19 protein-coding genes are annotated in these 20,774 nt (G+C 62.1%); 11 read left to right on the top strand and 8 right to left on the bottom strand.

The genetic code is table 11. The features are described from left to right. Positions 1–32 precede the first annotated feature (32 nt). Positions 33–1,364, bottom strand: coding sequence for an LLM class flavin-dependent oxidoreductase (locus AC3WLT_RS18920; RefSeq protein ID WP_492593218.1), 1,332 nt, complete (start codon positions 1,362–1,364; stop codon positions 33–35). Continuing rightward, complete coding sequence (locus AC3WLT_RS18925) at positions 1,361–2,734, bottom strand: MmgE/PrpD family protein (protein ID WP_492593219.1); 1,374 nt, start codon at positions 2,732–2,734, stop codon at positions 1,361–1,363. Before AC3WLT_RS18925 ends, AC3WLT_RS18920 begins: the two co-directional genes overlap by 4 nt. Positions 2,735–3,055: 321 nt before the next feature. On the opposite strand from AC3WLT_RS18925, the gene AC3WLT_RS18930 reads away from it, so the two are divergent. From AC3WLT_RS18930 to AC3WLT_RS18945, 4 genes are all read left to right on the top strand, one after another. After that, positions 3,056–3,448, top strand: coding sequence for a DUF2946 domain-containing protein (locus tag AC3WLT_RS18930; RefSeq protein ID WP_492593220.1), 393 nt, complete (start codon positions 3,056–3,058; stop codon positions 3,446–3,448). Between the two features lie 81 nt (positions 3,449–3,529). Beyond that, complete coding sequence (locus tag AC3WLT_RS18935) at positions 3,530–5,932, top strand: TonB-dependent receptor (protein WP_492593221.1); 2,403 nt, start codon at positions 3,530–3,532, stop codon at positions 5,930–5,932. A 125-nt stretch (positions 5,933–6,057) separates the two neighbouring features. Further along, positions 6,058–7,557 carry a PepSY-associated TM helix domain-containing protein gene (locus tag AC3WLT_RS18940; protein WP_492593222.1) on the top strand — a complete coding sequence of 500 codons (1,500 nt, stop codon included), beginning with the start codon at positions 6,058–6,060 and terminating at the stop codon, positions 7,555–7,557. Beyond that, a complete protein-coding gene (locus tag AC3WLT_RS18945) occupies positions 7,554–7,751 on the top strand; it encodes a copper chaperone PCu(A)C domain-containing protein (protein WP_492593223.1) in 198 nt (65 codons plus the stop codon). Before AC3WLT_RS18940 ends, AC3WLT_RS18945 begins: the two co-directional genes overlap by 4 nt. A gap of 53 nt (positions 7,752–7,804) precedes the next feature. Here the strand turns inward: AC3WLT_RS18945 and AC3WLT_RS18950 are convergent, their stop codons facing one another. Next, the gene (locus AC3WLT_RS18950; protein WP_492593224.1) at positions 7,805–9,328 is read right to left on the bottom strand and encodes a CoA-acylating methylmalonate-semialdehyde dehydrogenase; all 1,524 of its coding nucleotides are present in this window, start codon (positions 9,326–9,328) and stop codon (positions 7,805–7,807) included. A gap of 305 nt (positions 9,329–9,633) precedes the next feature. Continuing rightward, positions 9,634–10,044: a homoprotocatechuate degradation operon regulator HpaR gene (gene hpaR / locus AC3WLT_RS18955; protein WP_492593261.1), complete on the bottom strand. Its 411-nt coding sequence runs from the start codon at positions 10,042–10,044 to the stop codon at positions 9,634–9,636. 180 nt (positions 10,045–10,224) lie between these two features. Between hpaR and AC3WLT_RS18960 the strand changes: the two genes are divergently transcribed. The 7 genes from AC3WLT_RS18960 to hpaI all read left to right on the top strand — a co-directional run bounded on the left by AC3WLT_RS18960 (position 10,225) and on the right by hpaI (position 16,449). Further along, positions 10,225–10,998: a fumarylacetoacetate hydrolase family protein gene (locus tag AC3WLT_RS18960; protein ID WP_492593225.1), complete on the top strand. Its 774-nt coding sequence runs from the start codon at positions 10,225–10,227 to the stop codon at positions 10,996–10,998. After that, the gene (locus tag AC3WLT_RS18965; protein WP_492593226.1) at positions 10,995–11,753 is read left to right on the top strand and encodes a fumarylacetoacetate hydrolase family protein; all 759 of its coding nucleotides are present in this window, start codon (positions 10,995–10,997) and stop codon (positions 11,751–11,753) included. Before AC3WLT_RS18960 ends, AC3WLT_RS18965 begins: the two co-directional genes overlap by 4 nt. Before the next feature lie 83 nt (positions 11,754–11,836). Then, positions 11,837–13,294 carry a 5-carboxymethyl-2-hydroxymuconate semialdehyde dehydrogenase gene (gene hpaE / locus AC3WLT_RS18970; protein WP_492593227.1) on the top strand — a complete coding sequence of 486 codons (1,458 nt, stop codon included), beginning with the start codon at positions 11,837–11,839 and terminating at the stop codon, positions 13,292–13,294. A 222-nt stretch (positions 13,295–13,516) separates the two neighbouring features. After that, positions 13,517–14,380, top strand: a complete 864-nt coding sequence (gene hpaD / locus AC3WLT_RS18975) for a 3,4-dihydroxyphenylacetate 2,3-dioxygenase (protein WP_492593228.1) — start codon at positions 13,517–13,519, stop codon at positions 14,378–14,380. Between the two features lie 17 nt (positions 14,381–14,397). Beyond that, complete coding sequence (locus tag AC3WLT_RS18980; protein ID WP_492593229.1) at positions 14,398–14,808, top strand: 5-carboxymethyl-2-hydroxymuconate Delta-isomerase; 411 nt, start codon at positions 14,398–14,400, stop codon at positions 14,806–14,808. A 23-nt stretch (positions 14,809–14,831) separates the two neighbouring features. Then, entirely contained in the window at positions 14,832–15,635 is an 804-nt protein-coding gene (hpaH, locus tag AC3WLT_RS18985) for a 2-oxo-hept-4-ene-1,7-dioate hydratase (protein ID WP_492593230.1), read from the top strand. A gap of 10 nt (positions 15,636–15,645) precedes the next feature. Further along, positions 15,646–16,449 carry a 4-hydroxy-2-oxoheptanedioate aldolase gene (gene hpaI / locus AC3WLT_RS18990; RefSeq protein WP_492593231.1) on the top strand — a complete coding sequence of 268 codons (804 nt, stop codon included), beginning with the start codon at positions 15,646–15,648 and terminating at the stop codon, positions 16,447–16,449. A gap of 8 nt (positions 16,450–16,457) precedes the next feature. On the opposite strand, the gene AC3WLT_RS18995 is transcribed toward hpaI, so the two are convergent. Genes AC3WLT_RS18995 through AC3WLT_RS19010 form a run of 4 tightly spaced genes read right to left on the bottom strand, consistent with a single transcriptional unit; the run spans position 16,458 to position 20,770 of the window. Next, entirely contained in the window at positions 16,458–17,855 is a 1,398-nt protein-coding gene (locus AC3WLT_RS18995) for a hypothetical protein (RefSeq protein WP_492593232.1), read from the bottom strand. Beyond that, on the bottom strand, positions 17,852–18,112 hold the full coding sequence (locus tag AC3WLT_RS19000; RefSeq protein WP_492593233.1) for a PAAR domain-containing protein: 261 nt from the start codon (positions 18,110–18,112) through the stop codon (positions 17,852–17,854). The genes AC3WLT_RS18995 and AC3WLT_RS19000 overlap by 4 nt, the downstream gene beginning before the upstream one ends. Continuing rightward, entirely contained in the window at positions 18,109–18,825 is a 717-nt protein-coding gene (locus tag AC3WLT_RS19005) for a T6SS immunity protein Tli3 family protein (RefSeq protein WP_492593234.1), read from the bottom strand. The genes AC3WLT_RS19000 and AC3WLT_RS19005 overlap by 4 nt, the downstream gene beginning before the upstream one ends. Continuing rightward, on the bottom strand, positions 18,815–20,770 hold the full coding sequence (locus AC3WLT_RS19010) for a T6SS effector phospholipase Tle3 domain-containing protein (RefSeq protein ID WP_492593235.1): 1,956 nt from the start codon (positions 20,768–20,770) through the stop codon (positions 18,815–18,817). The genes AC3WLT_RS19005 and AC3WLT_RS19010 overlap by 11 nt, the downstream gene beginning before the upstream one ends. Positions 20,771–20,774: the final 4 nt, after the last annotated feature.

Below are 20,774 nucleotides of genomic sequence, written 5' to 3' on the forward strand. Positions count from 1 at the left end.
TTCAACAGGCACCGCGTTTTTCTTCGCCGGATTCAGCGGACCGCGTAACGGCTGGCGGGCCGCTGCAAGCCAAGGTGATCGCGCAGCGTCGTGCCGCTGTACTCGGTGCGGAACAAACCGCGCCGTTGCAATTCGGGCACCACGAGTTCGACGAAATCGTCGAGGCCGCCGGGGAAATACGGCGGCATGATATTGAAGCCGTCGGCGGCCTCGCCGGTGAACCACTCCTCGAGCGCGTCCGCGACCTGCACCGGCGTGCCCCACACAATACGGTGCCCGCGCGCGCCGGCCACGAGGTAATAGAGTTCGCGCAAAGTCAGATTCTCGCGGCGCGCGAGATCGGTCAGCAGTTTGGCGCGGCTTTTCAACTGATCGGATTCGGGCAGCTCCGGCAGCGGACCGTCGAGCGGATACTTCGACACGTCATGGCCGAGCCGGTCGGATAGCAGCGACAATGCGCCGGAGGTGTCGGTCCATTGCTGCAATTGCGCGTACTTGTCCTTCGCTTCCTGCTCCGTTCTGCCGATGACAGGAAACACGCCGGGCATCACGTGCAGTTGTTCGCCCTCGCGGCCGAACTTCGGCAGACGGCTCTTGAGGTCGCGGTAGAAGGTCTGCGCTTCTTCGATCGTTTGCTGCGCCGTGAACACCACTTCGGCGGTACGCGCGGCGAGATCCTGTCCCGGTCCCGACGAACCGGCCTGAATCACCACCGGATGCCCCTGCGGCGCACGCGACGCATTCAGCGGCCCTTTCACCTTGAAGAACTGCCCTTCATGGTCCAACGCATGCACCTTGGCGGGATCGAAGTAGACGCCGCGCGTCTTGTCCTTCACGAGCGCGTCGTCGTCCCAGCTGTCCCACAGTCCTTTGACGACATCGACGAATTCGCCCGCCATTTCATAGCGCAATGCGTGCTCCGGATGATTGCCGCGCGTGAAGTTCGCGGCTGTGCGATCGTATGAAGTCGTCACCACGTTCCAGGCCGCGCGGCCGTTGCTCAGATGATCGAGCGACGCGAATGCTCGCGCGACATGATACGGCTCGCTATACGTGGTCGACGCGGTGGCGGCCAGCCCGATGTGGCGCGTGCCCATTGCAAGCGCGGACAGCAGGCACAGCGGCTCGAGCCGCATCGCCATCGACGGATGCGCATCGGGTCCGCTCGTCAGGCCGTCGGCGAGAAACACCATGTCGAACTTCGCGCGCTCGGCGGTCTGCGTGATGCGTTGCATCAGCGCGAGATTCTCGCTGCCGGCCTGCGCATCGGGATGACGCCAGCCGGCGACGTGGTGCCCCGCGCCCTGAATGAAGAGCCCGAGGCGCATCTGCCTGCGGGTAGCGTTACTGTTGGTCGTGGTCATACGCTGACTTGTGCGAAAGCTGTGAAAAGAGAAGCGAGATCGGCAGCGCTTTGCATCGTGTCGATCAGTGAAGGAATGAATGCGAGCCGCCGGCTGTGACCGGTGGCGTCCGAGAATTTCGCGCGCAGATCCTCGGCGCTATAAAGACGGTCCGTCGTGTGGCTCAGCGCCGTGCCGTTGCGCAGTTCGATCTCGATGGTCGAGAACCGCGTGGCCGGATCGGTCGAGGCACGCGCGGCTGTTTCGTCATGACGGCGCGTCACGCGCGCGGCGAGCGCGATCAGGTTGTCACGCACGGGAACGTCGGCGAACGTCGCGACGCCGGGTGAGCCATCCGTCAGCGCGGCGGCCACTGCGTATTCGACGCTGAAACGCGCCTCGAGACCCGTTGCCGGCAGACGGTTCGCCAACGGCGTGTCGCCGCCCGGGGGAAACGTCACCGTCACGCGTTCGATATCACGCGGCGTCAGCCGGTGCAGCTCGCGCAACGTCAGCGCGGCATGCACCGCGTAGTGCGTCGCCGTGCAGCACGCCCACGGCTTGAAATACAGTCCTGGCGTGACGATTTGCCAGGGCGCGCCCCATCCTTCGAGCGCGCGCTCCGGCTGCGCGGCGCCGCCGCTGAACACGGCGAAAAAACCAACCGGCCCATCGAGCGCGCCTGCGGATCCTTGCAGGCCGGCCGCCGCCAGTTCGGCCGCGAACACGCCCGCGCGCGCGGCGAGGCCGGCATGCAACGGCTTCGCCTCGCTGCCGAACTGCAGTCTCAGTCCAGCCGACTGCGTGGCCGCGAGACCGAGCGCATTCTCGACGGCCGCCGCGTCGAGCTTCAAAAGAAACGATGCAGCCGCGGCGGCGCCCAAGGTGCCCAGCGTCGCGGTATTGTGAAACCCTTGCTCGTAGTGGCGGCTGCCCAGCGCCAAGCCGAGTCGCGCCATCGTTTCGACACCCACGACGTACGCGTCGAGCAATTCGAACGCACTGCTGCCGCGCGTTTGCGCGAGCGCGAACAGCGCGGGCAGCAGCACGGTTGCCGGATGACCGCGGACGCTGCTGTGCACGTCGTCGTAGTCGAGCGCATGTCCGGCGTAACCGTTGAGCAAGGCGGCCTGTTGCGCCGACGCGCCGGCCGCGCTGCCGATTACCGACGCTTCGCCGCGTGAATCCTGGTCGCTCACCGTCAAGAGTTTTCGATAGCCGGGGTCGCGGGCGCCGGCGAAGGCCGCCGCGAGAAAGTCGAGCATGCCGCGTCGCGCCGCGGTGATCGCGGCTGAGTCATTGGATGGGACTGCGTTCGCGATAGCGGCTGCCAATTGCCGCGTGATGCCGGCAGCCGGTTCCGCCGGAGTGGATGGGCAGAGGCGTGACATGTCGAAAGGATGAAGTCGTGGAAGATCGCATATGGAGCCTTGCGCGCCGCCTGCTCGACGCCAGTCTTGCGAAAGGCATCCGGACAAGTCGGCCGCGTGCCGGCGCCAACGCTCCAGACGTCGAATGCTAACCAGGCACCGGCTCATGGCCAAACAAGATTTCCCGCTTTCGATATCGCAGATTCAGCGTTGCTCCAGCAGACGGCGCTGCCCATGCCGCGCATACCTCGCCGACATTCCACGCACGACGCCGCTGGAGACGATCGCGCCAGGAGATCAAGCCAGGATGTTAGAATCCGGCGCGTCTTTTCGCTCACCATCATGACTCCACGCTCCCGCAACCGCATGACCGCATGGTTTGGCCTGATCGCCATGTGGCTCGTCGTGTTCGCGCCGGTCGTCAGTCAGATGCTGGTGTCGGGGCGCGCACACGAGCCGGTGGCCGCGCTCTGCTCGGCGCTCCAGCCGCTGGATTCGGTGCAGGCGAGCCATGCCGGCCAGCCTGCTGTGCATCTGAGCCACGACGATGCATTCGGCGCGTGCGGCTACTGTCACCTGCTCGAGCATCACATCGCGATGCCCACCCTCGCGCCGGCTGAACCGTCGGTTGCGCTAGCCGTCGCCGGCGCCGCGCCGCCCACCCTCTCTACCCGCTTCACCCCGCTCGGCGCGTTCCCATCCGGGCGCCCAAGAGATCCCCCCGCCGTTTCCTGATCGCTGTCGTTCCTGATCGCGTCTCATCGCGCCCGTCGAGGGCGCGCGCGATCGTCTGTTCAATGCATCCAGGAAATGTCCATGTTCAACTTCGCTTTGCGAAGGCTGCCCTTTTGCGCCCGCCACGGCGCGCGGCGCGTCACATCCGGCCGCTCGCCGCTGTCATTCATTCCGGCCTGCGTGCCGGCACTTGTTCCCGCGCTTGTTCCAGCTTGGATTCCAGCGCTGATTCCGGCATTCATCCCATTACCCGCTCACGCGGACAGCGCGATCGCCGATGCCACCCTGCCTTCGGTCACGATCAGCGCCAAAGCGAGCGCCGCGCCACGCGCTGTCGATCCGAACACGCCGGCCTCGGTCGAAACCGTGACACGCGAACAGTTCGACAACTGGAACGTCGTGAACACCGAGGACGTGCTGAAGTACATGCCGAATCTCGCGGTACGCAAACGCTTTATCGGCGACCTGAACTCGATCATCGCCGTGCGCGGCACCAGCAACACGCAAAGCGCGCGGGGCCTCGTCTACGCCGACGGGCTGCTGCTCAGCAATCTGCTCGGCAACAGCTATTCGTTTCCGCCGCGCTGGTCGATGGTCTTTCCCGACGACATTCAACAGGTCGACGTGCTCTACGGGCCGTTCTCCGCGCTGTATCCGGGCAACTCGCTCGGCGCCACCGTGCTCATCAGCACGCGCATGCCGAAGCAGTTCGAAGCCAATGCCGACGTCAAGGCCTTCACCCAGCATTTCAGCCTGTTCGGCGTGAATCAGAACTTCAACGGCAGTGAAGCGAGCGCGTCGATCGGCGACCGGATCGGCAAATTCTCCTGGCTGCTCGGCGTGAACCATCTGGACAATACGAGCCAGCCACTGCAATTCGCAACGCTCGCGAAATCCAGCACACCCGCCAAAGCCGGCGATACGCCGGTCAGCGGCGCCTACTTCTACAACAACCAGACCAACACGACGACCGCCGTACTCGGGGTCAACGGCGAAGGCATCGAGCACACGGCGCAGGACCAGTTCAAGCTGAAGACGCAGTACGACTTCACGCCCACGCTGCAAGCCGGCTTTACGCTCGGCTACTGGCATCAGACCTATAACAGCCAGACTTCGACGTTGCTGCGCGACGCCAACGGCAATCCGGTCTACAGCGGCAAGGTCGCGATCGGCGGCTACGAATACACGATTCCCGCTGCCGCACTCGCACCGAGTCTCGGCCATAGCGAGAACTGGCTATACGGCGTGTCGCTGAAAACGCACAACGCCGCCGGCTGGAATGGCGAAGCGCTCGCGTCGTATTACGACATCGGCAACAGCGTGGCGCGCACCGCCAGTTCGGGGGCGCCGGGCAACGGCCCCGGCACGGTGATTTTCGGCGACGGCACCGGCTGGAAGACGCTCGATCTCCGAACCACCTACACACCCGCCACGCCAGAAGCTGGCCTGGCAAACCACTGGCTAAGTTTCGGCTATCACTACGACAACTATTTTCTCGAGAACGAAAGCTACAACACGCTGAACTGGCGGGACGGAGCGGCCACGACGTTTGCCAACGCGTTCGCCGGCAAGACACAGACACAGGCGCTGTACGCGCAGGACGCGTGGCGCTTTTTGCCGCGCTGGAAGTTCGTCTACGGCGTGCGCTATGAGGACTGGCAAGCCTATGACGGCTCGCAGGCGCGGCCGGGCGTGACGCTTCCGTATCGCGACGCTAACCAGCATCACTTCTCGCCGAAAGCGTCGTTGTCGTTCGACGTCACCGACGATCTGACCTTGCGCGCATCGATTGGCCGCGCGTATCGCTTCCCGACCGTCAGCGAACTGTTCCAGGGGCAAATCAACGGCTCGTCGATCGTCAATAACAATCCGAACCTGCAACCCGAAGACGATCTGTCGAAAGAGCTGACTGCCGAATGGGCGCACTGGAACGGGCTATTCCGTTTCTCGCTGTTTCAGGACGACGTGAAGAATACGATCTTCAGTCAGACCGATACGACCGTGATCCCTAACGTGACGAACTTCCAGAACATCGGCAAGGTGCGCTCGCGCGGCGTGGAAACCAGTTACCAGGGGCAGGATGTGTTCGTGCGCGGACTCGATCTCATCGCGAGCGTCGCTTATACGCAATCGAAGATCATCGCGAACGCGCAGAACCCGGCGACGGTCGGCAAGTATTTCTACCGCATTCCGCTGTGGCGCGCCAATCTCGCTGCGACGTATCACATCGACGAGCGCTCGGCCGTCACGCTCGCGGCGCGCTACTCGGGGCGCGAGTACAACACGCTGACCAACACCGACACGAACCCGGATGTATTCGGCGGCACCAGTACGTACACCGTCGCGGATGCCAAGTTTACTTTCAGGCCCACGAAGCTGAGTGAACTCGGCGTCGGCATCGACAACCTGTTCGATGCGCGTTACTTCGTCTACCACCCGTATCCGGGCCGCACCTTTTACGTCGAAGCGAAGCTGCGCATGTGAGGTATGTGAACGCGGCTTTGCGCGCACATGCGCTCCCGTCCGTTCAGAAAACCCTGCGCGCCAACACGCCCGTCACGCAGGGTCGCTCGAAAGATCGATGACTGCCCTCACCTCAGGAGGATCGAATGTCCACCACGACCGCTCAACGCATGGCTGCGCCGGCCAGCACGGCAAACACCGGCTATCGCACGCTATGGCGCTGGCACTTTTACGCGGCGCTCTTCGTCATGCCGTTCCTGGTGATACTCGCCATTACCGGGACCCTGTATTGCTTCCAGCCGCAAATCGAGCCGCTGCTTTATCCGCACCAACTGATCGTCGAACCGCGGGCGACACCGAGGCTGCCCCAGGATGCGCTATTGGCGAAGGCACGCGCGGCGATGCCGGCCGATGCAACAGCGGTGACCGTTGCGATCGCGCAAGCGCCCAACCGCAGCGCTGAATTCGTTTTCCGCCTCGCCGACGGTGAAAAGCAAAGCGTCTATGTGAATCCCTATAGCGGCGAAGTATTGGGCACGCTCAGCGTCGAGCACCGCTTCATGCAGGTGGACCGCATGCTTCATCGCAAGCTGCTGCTCGGCAAGCCTGGCGAGCTATTGATGGAGTTGGCGGCATGCTGGACGCTCGTGATGATCGGCACCGGCATCGCGTTGTGGTGGCCGCGCGAAAAAACCACCGCGAGAGACGCACTGGTGCCGCGTTTCGCACTGAAAGGCCGCGCGTTGTGGAAGAACCTGCACGCGGTGATGGGCATCTGGCTCGCACTCGGTGCGCTGGCGTTCGTGCTGACCGGCCTGCCCTGGTCGGGTTCGTGGGGCAAGCAGTTCAAGGCGCTCGCGACCAGCGCGAATCTGGGTGCGCCCGCGGGCTCGTGGGGTGGTCTGCCGCTGCGCTCCACGCGGCCGGCCATGCACGCCGACCACGCAGATGGCACGGGCGCATCGCCTCAAGGCCACCCGCCGCGCCACCTGAGCGACACGCAGGAATCGAACATGGAATCGATGCCCGGCATGGTGATGGACGACCTGCCGCTGCCTGTCACGCCGTGGGCCGTCGGCAACGCACCGGTGCCGGCATCCGCCAACACGCAAACTACGCAAGCAACGCAGGCGCTGCCGCTCGACCGCGTCGTCACGCTAATCGCGTCGCTCGGCGTGGCGAGCGGCTATGACATCGTGCTGCCCACGTCGCCTGCAGGCGTGTACACCGTCTCGTACTTTCCAGCCGATCCGCAACAGGAGCGCACGTTGTATCTCGACCAATACAGCGGCGCGGTACTGAAGGACATCCGCTACGGCGACTACGGCGCCGTGTCGAAGGCCGTGTCGTACGGCACGTCCTTGCATATGGGCCGCTATTTCGGCGTCGCCAATCAGATTCTCTGTGCCGCGATTTCGCTTGGACTCGCGGGTATGGCTGTGACGGGCTGCGTGATGTGGTGGAAACGGCGGCCGCAGCGTTCGCTCGGTGCACCGGCACGCGAGCGCGCCGCGCCGCCCATGCGCGGCTGGAAAACCGGCCTCGTGTTGCTCGGCATCGTATTCCCGCTGATGGGCGTCACGCTGCTGGCGGTTTGGCTGGCCGACCGTGCGATTTTCGGCCGCGTGTCGCGGCAAGCCGCATGAAGCGTTGTTTCCCAATTGCAGTGCCGGCACACGGCACGCTCGCGCTTGCACCGCGCAGCTATCACGTGATGCTCGAACGCCCGAAGGAGCCGCTCAAAATCGGCGCGACGGTCCTGCCGGCCTTCGCGTTCAGCGACGGCCAGAAAGTCGCCGCGGCCTGCACGGTGAAGGGGGCCCGCACATTGGGCCAGTAAGGCGTGCACTGCGCGGCCGGACGGCCGCGCAGCAATACAGCTTGTGCGACGGCTTACTTCGCAACCGGCATCGTAAATTCGGCGCCCTTCGCGATGCTATCCGGCCAGCGCTGCATGATGCTCTTGTAGCGCGTATAGAAACGCACACCTTCTTCGCCGTAAGCGTGATGATCGCCGAACAGCGAACGCTTCCAGCCGCCGAACGAGTGCCAGGCCATCGGCACCGGAATCGGCACGTTGATGCCGACCATGCCTACCTGAATCTGCCGGCCGAACGCGCGCGCCACGCCGCCGTCGGACGTGAACAGCGATACGCCGTTGCCGAACTCATGCGCGTTGATCAATTCGACCGCGCTCGCGAAATCGGGGACACGCACCACCGCCAGCACCGGTCCGAAGATTTCTTCCTGATAGATCTTCATTTGCGTGCCGACCTGGTCGAACAGCGTGCCGCCGATGAAGAAACCGTCTTCGCTCGCGACCGGATGCGCGCGGCCGTCGACGATCAGCTTCGCGCCTTCCGCCTCGCCCGATGCGATATAGCCGGCCACCTTGGCCTTATGTTCGGCGGTCACCAACGGGCCCATCTCGGCGTCGAGGTTCTCGCCGTTCTTGATCACCAGCGACTTCACGCGCGGCACGAGGCGCTCGATCAGCTCATCGGCGACATGACCCACCGCCACCGCCACCGAAATCGCCATGCAGCGCTCGCCTGCCGAGCCGTAAGCGGCGCCGATCAAGGCGTCGACGGCCTGGTCGAGATCGGCGTCCGGCATCACCACCAGGTGATTCTTCGCGCCGCCCAGCGCCTGCACGCGTTTGCCGCGCTTCGATGCTTCCGTATAGATGTATTCGGCGATCGGCGTGGAGCCGACAAACGACAGCGCCGCCACGTCCGGATGTTCGATCAGCGCGTCGACCGCCACCTTGTCGCCGTTCACGACGTTGAACACGCCATCGGGCAGACCGGCTTCCTTCAGCAGTTCCGCGATCCGCAGCGACGCCGACGGATCACGTTCCGACGGCTTCAGCACGAACGTGTTGCCGCACGCGAGCGCGACCGGGAACATCCACATCGGCACCATCACCGGGAAATTGAACGGCGTAATGCCGGCGACCACGCCGAGCGGCTGGCGCAGATTCCAGTTGTCGATGCCGCCGCCGATCTGGTCGGTGAAATCGGTCTTCAGCAGATTCGGAATGCCGCAAGCGAACTCGACCACTTCGATGCCGCGCACCACTTCGCCTTGCGCGTCCGTGAACACCTTGCCGTGTTCGCGCGTGATCAGCAGCGCGAGTTCGTCGTGATGCCTGTTCAGCAGTTCCTTGAACTTGAACAGAATGCGCGCGCGCTTGAGCGGCGCGGTTTCGCTCCATGCGGCAAAGGCGGCCTTCGCGGCCTTGACCGCGGCGTCCACTTCCTCGACCGAAGCGAGCGCGACCGAACCGGTCACCTTGCCGGTGGCAGGATTGAACACGTCCTTGAAGCGGCCGCTGGTGGGCGCGGCCGGCGCGCCGCCGATGAAATGACCCAACTGCTGCACCGACAGCTGCGCTGGTTCGTTCACTGCATTCATCTGGTTACCTCGTTCTCTGGAGGCCCGGTACGAATGACCGCCGGGCTGGAAGCAAAAAAGATCAGGCTACGTCACGCAGCACATTGTCGGAGGTCCGCTCATCGGCAGGCTCCATGAAGACCTGCCAACTGTATCGACGGCGCCGCTCATATTCCCGATACAGCACAATAAAACCGCACCTCACTGTGTTGTTTTTTGTGTCGCAACTGTATTGGAAAGTCCGGCGTGGGGCGCCGTGCGGCGTTACCAGCGTTCAAGACAGGCCGCCGGCGCTGAACTTCAGCGCGGCCGAATGAACCGCTAACTCACTCGCCGTCTTCCTCTTCGAGCCCCGCAAGCAGATCGTCGACCGCGCGATACACGCGCTCGACGATTTCCGGCCCGACCTTGCGCTCCAGCTCGCGATAGTGCGCCTCGAGATCCTTCGAGATTACCCGCACCAGTTCCTCGCTCGTCGGCGTCAGCGACACCAGCACGCGGCGCTGGTCTTCCACGAAACGCTCCTTCGTCACCAGTTCCATGCTCTCCATGCGGGCAAGCACGCCGGCCATGCTCGGGCTCGAAATCGTGCAGATGTCGGAGATGTGGCGCGGCTCCATCGGGCCGTGCTCGTTGAGCGCGCGAATCACGCGCCATTGCTGTTCGGTCAGTCCGTGCGCGGTAATCAACGGGCGAAAACGCTCCATCATTTTTTCTCTGGCGCGCAGCAACAGCATCGGCAGATTGCGGCGCAGCACTCGGGTCGTAGCGGAAGCGGACATGGCAGAAGATGAGTAAAAGCAGCCGTCAAAGCTTAAGGGAAAACCCGCGAGCAGCCGACAGGCTATTGACCGTCAATGATATCAAGCGTAATACTACTAACATGTTAGTATTTTCTCCGGGAGACAGCTGATTTTATGTTTGCACTTGCCGATCATCTGCTGCATCCCGAAGGCGACGCGCTGCCTCGCGACGTGGATGCACGCACCGTTGCCGCGTTGCTGGCACGCGGCATGGCCTGCCGGGCGCCGGTTTCAGGCGCTGTCTACGGCACCTTGCTCAACGACCGGGCCGCATTGGACGCGCTAGGCGACGCCATGCATGCCCCGCCCTATCAAGCTCCGCCGAAGGCGCCGGTTCTTTATCTGAAGCCCCGCAATACGCTCGCCGGCCATCGCGCGCGTGTCGTCGTGCCCGACGACGCGTTGGGTGTGGAGGTCGGCGCGTCGCTGGGTATCGTGATCGGCCGCACGGCAACACGAGTTAGCGCGGATCGCGCGTTCGAATACATCGCCGGCTATACGCTGGTCGCCGACCTGAGCGTGCCGCATGCGAGCGTTTACCGGCCTTCGGTACGCTTCAGGGCACGCGGCGGTTTTTGCGTGGTCGGGCCGGCCGTGGTGGCGGCGCGTCATATTCCGACACCGGACGATCTGACCATCGAGGTTCTGCTCGAGGGACGCGAGGCCTTCACCGCCAGCACCGCATCGTCGGTGCGTAACGTCGCGCAATTGATCGCGGACGTCACCGACTTCATGACGCTTTCCGCCGGCGACGTCATCACACTAGGCGTGCCGCACGGTTCACCGGTCGCGCATACCGGCGACACCGCCACATTATCGATCGGCAACCTGCCGCCGCTCGAAGTGTCCTTCGCCGGCGCACAAGAACAAGATGGAGAACAGCCGTGATGCGCGGCCGTGTTGCGTATGCAGGCGCGATTCACGAAGCCTGGCCGGACACGAACGGCGTGCGCCTCGCCGACGGCCGTGTGCGTCGCGAGGATGAAGTCGTGTGGCTCGCGCCGATCGAGGTCGGCACGATCTTCGCGCTCGGCTTGAACTACGCCGAGCATGCGAAGGAACTGCAATTCACCCAGCAGGACGAGCCGCTCGTTTTTCTCAAGGGCTCCGGCACGGTGATCGGCCATCGCGGCGTGACGCGCCGCCCCGCGGACGTCACCTTCATGCACTACGAGTGCGAGCTGGCTGTCGTGATCGGGCAAACCGCGCGCAACGTCAGGCGCGAAAACGCCATGCAGCATGTGGCCGGCTACATGATCGCGAACGACTACGCGATCCGCGACTACCTGGAAAACTACTACCGCCCCAACCTGCGCGTGAAGAATCGCGACGGCGGCACGGTGCTTGGGCCCTGGTTCGTCGATGCGGCCGATATCGAAGACGTCACGCAACTCGAATTGCGCACCTATGTGAACGGCACGCGGCAGCAGCACGGCAACACCCGCGATCTGGTCACCGATATCCCCGCGTTGATCGAGTACCTGAGCGGCTTCATGACGCTCGCGCCCGGCGACGTGATCCTGACCGGCACGCCGGAAGGCATCGTCAACGTCAATGCGGGCGACGAGGTGGTCTGCGAAATCGACGGTCTTGGCCGTCTCGTCAATACGATTGCATCCGACGCGGATTTTGGCCGCGCCTGATCGGCTGCTTTGCATGGGATCGGAGTAAGCGCTAAAGCGCCAACTCCGATCGGCAGAGAAAGAGAAAGAGAAAGGACAAGGCAATGCGAATCGAACATCTGATCAACGGCGAGCCGGGCGCCGCTCGCGACTACTTCGAAACCGTCAATCCGGCGACGCAAGGCGTGCTCGCCGAAGTCGCGCGCGGCACCGCGCAAGAAGTCGACGCCGCCGTGCGCGCGGCGCAAGAAGCGTTTCCGGCATGGGCCGGCAAACCCGCTCCGGAACGCGCGAAACTGATTCGCCGACTCGGCGAGTTGATCGCGAAGAACGTGTCGGAAATCTCCGAGACCGAAACGAAGGACACCGGTCAGACGATCTCGCAAACGCGCAAGCAGCTCGTGCCGCGCGCTGCCGACAACTTCACCTATTTCGCGGAGATGTGCACGCGCGTCGACGGCCATACGTACCCCACCGATACGCATCTGAACTACACGCTGTTTCATCCGGTCGGCGTGTGCGCGCTGATTTCGCCGTGGAATGTGCCGTTCATGACGGCGACGTGGAAAGTCGCGCCCTGCCTCGCGTTCGGCAATACCGCCGTGCTGAAGATGAGCGAACTGTCGCCGCTGAGCGCGTCGATGCTCGGCAATCTCGCGCTCGAAGCCGGCATTCCGGCGGGCGTGCTGAACGTCGTGCACGGCTTCGGCAAGGAAACCGGCGAACCGCTGGTGGCGCATCCGGACGTGCACGCGGTGTCGTTCACCGGATCGACAGTAACCGGCAACCGCATCGTCCAAACCGCGGGCCTGAAGAAATTCTCGATGGAACTCGGCGGCAAGTCGCCGTTCGTGATCTTCGACGACGCCGATTTCGAACGCGCGCTCGACGCCGCGGTGTTCATGATCTTCTCGAACAACGGCGAACGCTGCACGGCAGGCTCGCGAATTCTCGTGCAGCGCTCGATTTACGCGCGCTTCGCCGAACGGTTCATCGAACGCACGAAGCGTTTGACCGTTGGCGATCCGCTTGCCGACAGCACGATTGTCGGTCCGATGATCAGCCAGGAGCATCTGGCGAAAGTGCGCAGCTATATCGAACTCGGCCCGAAGGAAGGCGCGACGCTCGCATGCGGCGGACTCGACTCGCCCGAACTGCCTGAGGCGATGCGCAAAGGCAACTTCGTCCGGCCGACGGTGTTCGTCGATGTCGACAACCGCATGCGGATCGCGCAGGAAGAAATTTTCGGCCCGGTCGCCTGCCTGATTCCTTTCGACGACGAAGCCGACGCGATCAAACTCGCCAACGACATTTCATACGGCCTGTCGAGCTACATCTGGACCGAAAGCACCGGCCGCGCGCTTCGCGTCGCCGCGGCCGTCGAAGCGGGCATGTGCTTCGTCAACAGCCAGAACGTACGCGATTTGCGCCAGCCATTCGGCGGCACCAAGGCATCGGGCGTGGGCCGGGAAGGCGGCACGTGGAGCTACGAGGTGTTCCTCGAACCGAAGAACGTGTGCGTGTCGCTCGGCTCCCATCACATTCCGCGCTGGGGCGTATGAACCAACGGTGCCGGCGCATGAAGCGCCGGTGTGTTTTCAGCGCAGGCGCTTGATGCGCCGCGTAGGAGCAAGACAGCAACTACGTTGCATGGGACCAGAGTAAGTGCTTTGCATGGGACCGGAGTAACGCGCTAAAGCGCCAACTCTGGTCGACGCAACTACGTTACATGGGACCAGAGTAAGGCGCTAAAGCGCCAACTCTGGTCGACATAGGAGACCGCGATGGGCAAACTCGCGTTGGCAGCAAAGGTGACTCACGTCCCGTCGTTGTATCTGTCCGAACTCGACGGCCCGCATCAAGGCTGCCGTCAGCCCGCTATCGACGGCCACCGTGAAATCGGCCGGCGTTGCCGCGAACTTGGCGTCGATACGATCGTCGTGTTCGATGTGCATTGGCTGGTGAACAGCGAATACCACATCAATTGCGCGCCGGCTTTTGAAGGCGTTTATACGAGCAACGAACTGCCGCACTTCATCAGGAACATGCCGTACGCGTATCCCGGCAACGTCGGGCTCGGCAATCTGATCGCGGAAGTCGCCAATGAAATGGGCGTGAAAAGCCGCGCGCACAGCGAGACTACGCTCGAACTCGAATACGGCACGCTGGTGCCGATGCGCTACATGAACAGCGACCAGCACTTCAAGACCGTGTCGGTAGCGGGCTGGTGCATGTGGCACGACCTCGGGACCAGCGCGCGCTTCGGCCTCGCGGTGCGCAAGGCGATCGAGGAGCGTTACGACGGCACCGTGGCGATTCTGGCGAGCGGCTCGCTCAGCCACCACTTCGCCAACAACGGCACCGCCGAGCAGTTCATGCATAAGGTATGGAGCCCGTTTCTCGAACAGATGGACCGCAGGGTGGTCGAGTTGTGGGAAGCCGGCGACTGGAAGACCTTCTGCGAAATGCTGCCGCTCTATAACGAAAAGTGCTGGGGCGAAGGCGGCATGCACGACACCGCGATGCTGCTCGGCGCACTCGGCTGGGATCGTTACGAGGGCAAGGTCGAAGTCATCACGCCTTACTTCGGCAGTTCGGGAACGGGCCAGATCAATGCGATCTTCCCTGTCACGCCCCTGCCCGCTTAAGCCTCGAGGAGCCCAACGTGCCGCACCTGACACTCGAATACAGCGCCAACCTGGCCGGCGCAGACAGCATCGGCCAACTGTGCAAGACCCTCGCTGATTGCCTCGATGCGCAGCGCGAGAACGGACAACGCGTTTATCCGCTCGGCGGAATTCGCGTGCGCGCGGTGCGCTGCGAGCAGTACTGCATCGCCGACGGCCGGCCCGACGCCGCGTTCCTGCACGCGAATCTGAAGATCGGCGCGGGCCGCTCCGAGGCCACCAGGAAGGCGACTGGCGACACGTTGTTCGACTTGATCAAACAGCGCTTCGCCGCGGAATTTGAACGACACGGTTTGGCTTTATCGCTCGAAATCAATGAATTCAGCGAAGCGGGAACGTGGAAGCACAACAATTTGCACGCACGGCTCAAGGCCTGGCCCCAGACCTAACAGCGGCTCATAGAGAATCGATCATGCTAGATGAACAGACTATCCGCGACCTCGCGGCGCGGCTCGACAACGCCGAGAAGACGCGTACGCCATTACGCCACTTCTCGGCCGCCTATCCCGGGATGACCGTACAGGACGGCTACGCGATTCAACGCGAGTGGGTGAAGCTGAAACTGGCCGAAGGCCATGTGATCAAGGGCCGCAAGATCGGGCTGACATCGCGTGCGATGCAGCGCTCGTCGCAGATCGACGAACCCGACTATGCGCCGCTGCTCGACAGCATGTTCATCGAAAGCGGCCAAGATATTCGCGCCGACCGCTTCATTGCGCCGCGCGTCGAGGTGGAATTGGCGTTCGTGCTGAGCAGGCCGCTCAAAGGTCCTGGCGTCACCCTGTTCGACGTACTCGACGCGACGGCCTACGTGAGCCCGGCGGTGGAGATCATCGATGCGCGCATCGAACAATTCGACCGTGAGACGAAGGCGCCGCGCAAGGTCTACGACACCATTTCGGACTTCGCCGCGAACGCCGGGATTGTTCTGGGCGGACGTCCGGTGCGTCCGCTGGACGTCGACCTGCGCTGGGTCGGCGCGTTGCTTTACAAGAACGGCGCGGTGGAAGAAAGCGGACTCGCCGCCGCGGTGCTGAATCACCCGGCTACCGGCGTAGCGTGGCTCGCGAACAAGATTGCGCCCTACGACGAAGTCCTGAACGCAAACGACGTGATTCTGAGCGGCTCGTTCACGAGCCCGATTCCCGCGCGTGCCGGCGACACGTTCCATGTCGACTATGGCCCGCTCGGCGGTATTGGATTGAATTTCGTTTGAGTTTGCCGACATGTCTCTACCGCAAAATCCTTTCAAGCGTGCGCTCGCTGAAGGCAAACCGCAATTCGGCTTATGGGCCGCGCTTGCCGATGCCTACGTGACCGAATTGCTGGCGACAGCCGGCTTCGACTGGTTGCTGATCGATAACGAACATGCGCCGAACGACGTGCGCAGTACGCTGGCGCAATTGCAGGCGGTGGCCGCGTACGCATCGCATCCCGTGGTGCGTCCGGTGCGCAGCGACAGCGCGCTGATCAAGCAACTGCTCGATATCGGCGCACAGACTTTGTTATTGCCGATGATCGACACGCCCTGGCAGGCAGCCGACGCGGTGGCGGCAACGCGCTATCCGCCACAGGGGATTCGCGGCGTGGGCAGCGCGCTGGCGCGAGCCTCGCGTTGGAACCGGATACCGGACTATCTGAACACCGCGGCGCAACAGTTATGCGTGCTGGTGCAGGTCGAGACCGTATTGGGGCTGGAAAATCTGCCGGCGATTGCGGGTGTGGAAGGTGTTGACGGCGTATTTTTCGGACCGGCTGACCTGAGTGCTTCGATGGGTTTGCTGGGCAAGCCGGGCGATGCGCGGGTGCGCGAAGCGATCTGCAACGGCATCAGGACGGTACGGGAAGCAGGCAAGGCAGCGGGCGTACTGGCGCCGGACGCGGGGATCGCGGCGGAGTATCTGGCGGCGGGCGCGACGTTCGTGGCGGTAGGAACGGATACGGGGTTATTGAGCCGCGCGGCGGCGGATCTGGCGGCGTCGTACAAGAAGACGGCGGAGGCGGCTGCGGTGGTCAAGGGCGGGTACTGATAGAGGCCTTACCATGGCAACCGGCGGTAAAAGTCATCCGCAACCTGGTTGTTTCTCACTAAAGAAAGCGCTACCTGCAGGAGCAGCACCGCGACGAAACACGCAAGCAGCCCCAAGAAGTAACCCATCGATAACTGTGCGTCGATGAATACAAGAAAAAGCAGGATTAGAAAACCACTCACCAGGAGCGTGGAGCAGACATTCAAAGGAGTCGGCAATCTCTCTGCGACACCCTGGACGGGTGCGACGCTGGTCCCAATGAGATTCAGCATGATTCCGCCCTTGTACGGTGTCGCAACCAGCTGCGTCCCCTGGCCGTGCTGCACCATCTGCGCGGCGAGCGCCTGGATGAGTAGCGCATTGACTGGACCCGGTACGCCGATGGCTGTATCCAGGTCATGTACGGCCAGTTTCAGTTCGGTATCCTTCACCGCCGTAAGCGTGGCATGTTTTCCCTGACCCGGTATGTGACTGAGCCACAGATGCTTGATACGCTCAATGGGTGACTGCCGTGCCGCCAGCAAGGTTTTCAGCCTGTCGAAAGCCGTATCCATCGTTGTGGGGATAGGCCGGAAGACCCACGCCTCCGGCTTGAGCTTGCCCCTGCTCCCAGCGATAACCGTGTCTGACGCAAATAGCAGCGCCACTGCCGCCTCAGAACAGATCGGCTCCTGTCCTGCGGAGTGAAGCTGGTACGCGAGTACCAGGCAAAAATCCGGCATTCCGTTACCGGACAGCCATCCCTCGATCAGTCCCATATCCAGCGCCTGAGGGACCCTGGTTATCTTCACAAAATCAAAGTCGCGCGGTGCCAGCTTGCGCAAGAGTGCACGAAGATCATTGAGGTCCTCTTCGCGCTCCGACTGCACTACGATACTGAATGTATGTCGCCCCACGATGTCCTGCATATACGGCGCAAACGGTGTAACCAGTTGCTCCAGCACCTGCTGGACACGCGACGCCGAATTGCTTTTTTCTATCGCAAGCGGCAGGATCTTTCCGGCGTTCATGGGTGCGCTGCCTTCGAGCCCGAGCATGCGCTCGGCCAGCTCCTTCTCCGGTGCCAGCGTCACACGACCAAGGATCGCAACGCGTTCCTGCGCCCACCAGCGCCAGCGTGCATACGTCCTGCGGCACAGGTTGTTAAAGAGGTCGACGCGTTCGTTCCAGTCCTCGTACCCGAAATAGATCAGGCCACATATCATCCCCCAAACGATCAGGGGAACCAGCAGCACGCGCACGAAAAACTCCGCGCAAATAACCGGCTTACCCTGCTTCCAGTTCAGCACTGTCACGACAAGACAGACGGCATAGATAACGACAAAGGCGATCACGCTGATCCAGATGGAGGGTGGTTCGCTATGCCTGTATTCCTCGATCTTCGGTTCTTCCCATTTGATACTCATGACCGGTTCTTCATCCCCGACTGGCTGGCAATAACAAGGCTTCCGCATTGCGTACGGCACTGATCGACCACCCACTTTCGGCCACCTTGCTTGTAGCCTTCGCCGTGCTCGATGATCGGGTTGTCGCCGTGTTCGGGACAGGTCACGATATCGCCCACTAGCGCGACTCGATGTCCTCCGAGTTTGAACGAGGCCGAACCCTGCTTGACCACGCCGCCGTGCGTGGTTTTGTCGCCTTCACGTACCGGATTTTTCATTGGCGTTCCCTCACAAGTGGTGCATCGGGATTGGTCGGCTTGATCGAAGCATCGCAGGTGATGTGATCCTGACCGGATGGCGTATGTAGGCCGGTCGGTGCTTTAGCATCGAAGTCAATGCGCTTCCCGTCAGGCAACTTCTCCTTTGCGAAGTAGACGAAACCGGGAACCATGGGATATAGCGTCGTCGCTGTTTGATCGGTCGTATCACCGAGTTTTTTAATAACATAGACCGCATCTTTTGTCGCTGCGACCATGTAGTTCTTTGAATATTCAAATGGATCGAAGTTATGCTCAGAGTATTTCATTCCGTGAAAGGTCGCGCCTCCGTCCGTCGAATAAGCCATGGTAGGACTGCAACCGCGATCGCTGCACGCGGTGTAGGGTGCTGTCGCAGCCGGGAAAACCAGATTCCGTCCTGTCGGGTCCGCATTGATGATCTTCCCCTGAAAGTTCTCGACGGTGCCGCGACCAAGATAACTACGAATGCCAGCCTTGGTATCGTTGTAGAAGGTCTCGCCGTGATTGCAGTCCCGGTAGTGCTCCAGCGTCACAAAGCGGTGATCGTCAAGGCGGTAGATCACCTGCGGCGGCGAGTCATAGGGCAGTTCCTTCGCGGCCAGAAAATCTCCAAGGTTGAACGACCACGGTTGCTGTGCTGCACAGCTGATAGTTGTTGCCGACAGAGCGAATATGATGAGCTTACGAACCACGATAGTCCTTCCCGTATTGAATGCGTTTCGCTTCTGCCTCACTGATTTTCTCCGCTACTGTGGTCCAGTCAATGGTCCCAGGTTTTTCGACCTTGTCGAACGTGCCGTAGTCGAAATACGTGTCGTGTCCGCTCGTCCACTCCGCCATCTTGATAAGGTCGAACCAGAATTCCCGGTCATCGAAGGAATCACAGAACCCGACAGGCAGATCGTAAGCGGCTACGCGCTTCATGAACTCTGTATTCGATGGTAGCGTGCTGTGATTGGTCGGCTCGGGCTTATAGTTACTGATACGGTCAATCATTTCATCATGAGACTCCCGTTCGGTCCGTTTCCCGGTATTGCTGTATACGTCGTCACGGGTCACGTACTTTTCAGGTTGATAGATTGACCTGTAGTAGGGAAACGTGGAGTCATCGTAAGAGCCTTTATTCGGGTTGTTTTCGTCCGTATTAAATTTCCCATACTCGGACGCGTACTTGCGCGTTTGCTCAAAATGACTCATCTCTTCCACCGTCAGCGGATTCGGCACCTTCTCGGCATTGACCGTTACCGTCTGGTTCGCATTCGGGATTGCCCATATATCCGTAACACCAAACAGCCCACCCAGCACCCCGCGATTTCCGTTCCAGAAGTCGGTCGGCTTTGCCTCGGCCACAAGCCGGTCTTCCGGGATCGGTGGCAGCGTGCCAAACTTGCGCACGCCAGGCTCGTCGCCAACCGGCGTACTGCGCGCGAGCATGCGCTGCTTGACGGTATCGCCAAGTTCTGCGAGCAGCTTGTCGTTCACACCCTGCCAGCCGATGCTCTGCAAGGGCGCCGCCCCCATCACGCGGTCATGCGGCGTGAAATAGACGTAGAGACGGCCATGGTTGTCCCGCTCGGGCATACCGTGGTTCAGCTTCAGATCAGGCCGCCAGAAGTTCATGTCCTGTGACGCGCCGACATGCAACTGCTGCATCATCTCTTCGGTGTAGACCTGCTTGTCTTGGTTGATACGATTCGCGACAGCACGAAACGTATTGACGCGAGCTTCGCCGGTAGGACGCTCGCTGCCGCACGCCAGGGCATCCGTCATCTTGTCTTCCAGCGCATACGGAGAATTCATCACAAACACGGCATCAGGTACACGCTCCTTGCAAAGCAGGGTTGCGGCCATTGCGATCATCGTGCCCTGACTGTGCGACATAAGCGTGATGGTGTCGCGTGGGTATTCCTTACGGATCTTGTCAACCAGTTTCGCGAGGCGTTGCGCCGCGTGGGAGTAATAGACGCGCGGCGGCGCATCCTGCAACTGCCGCTCGACTTCGGTATTCAGGTGTTGCATGTCGAAGCCAAAGACAGAGCGCGAGAAGCCCTTGTCGCTCCAGAGCTGCTGAAGGTTGTTGGTGCCGTTCTGGAACGCACCGCCGCCCCAATACCACGGACCACCATCCTTGGGGCACGCGGGCGCCCAACGGTCCTCGCCTTCGAGGTTGCGCAACGGCACCTTCCAGCGTTCCAGGTCATCGTAGTCGCTGCGGTAGCCCCAATAGAAGCGGATGACGGGGGAATTTTTGAATTGATCCATCTGGCGCGGTCCGACACCACCCCCGCCTTCATTCTCGTCAACGCTGTACTGATTCGCTACTAATAAGGTCGAGTCCGTCCGACCAAGCCTGACGTTCAAGCCGTCGCACAACCCCCTCTCTGCGAACTCGTACCACTCGCCCTCGGAATTCACGCCATGCACGAAGATGATGACACCCGGCATGTGCGGTGGAACGCGCGCCTCGGCCCGCACCTGATAACCCGCAGGCGACATGTAGGACTCCCAGAACGGTTGTCCAAGGTGATCGCGCTGCATCGGCACCACGTTGGTCATCACATCGTGCTGATAGGGTTGTGGCTGTGCGTCGGACTGCGTTCCCGGCTGCTCGTCCGGCTGGCTGTTCTGCTCATCCATTGAA

The organism is Paraburkholderia sp. FW306-2-2C-D06C (assembly GCF_058781505.1).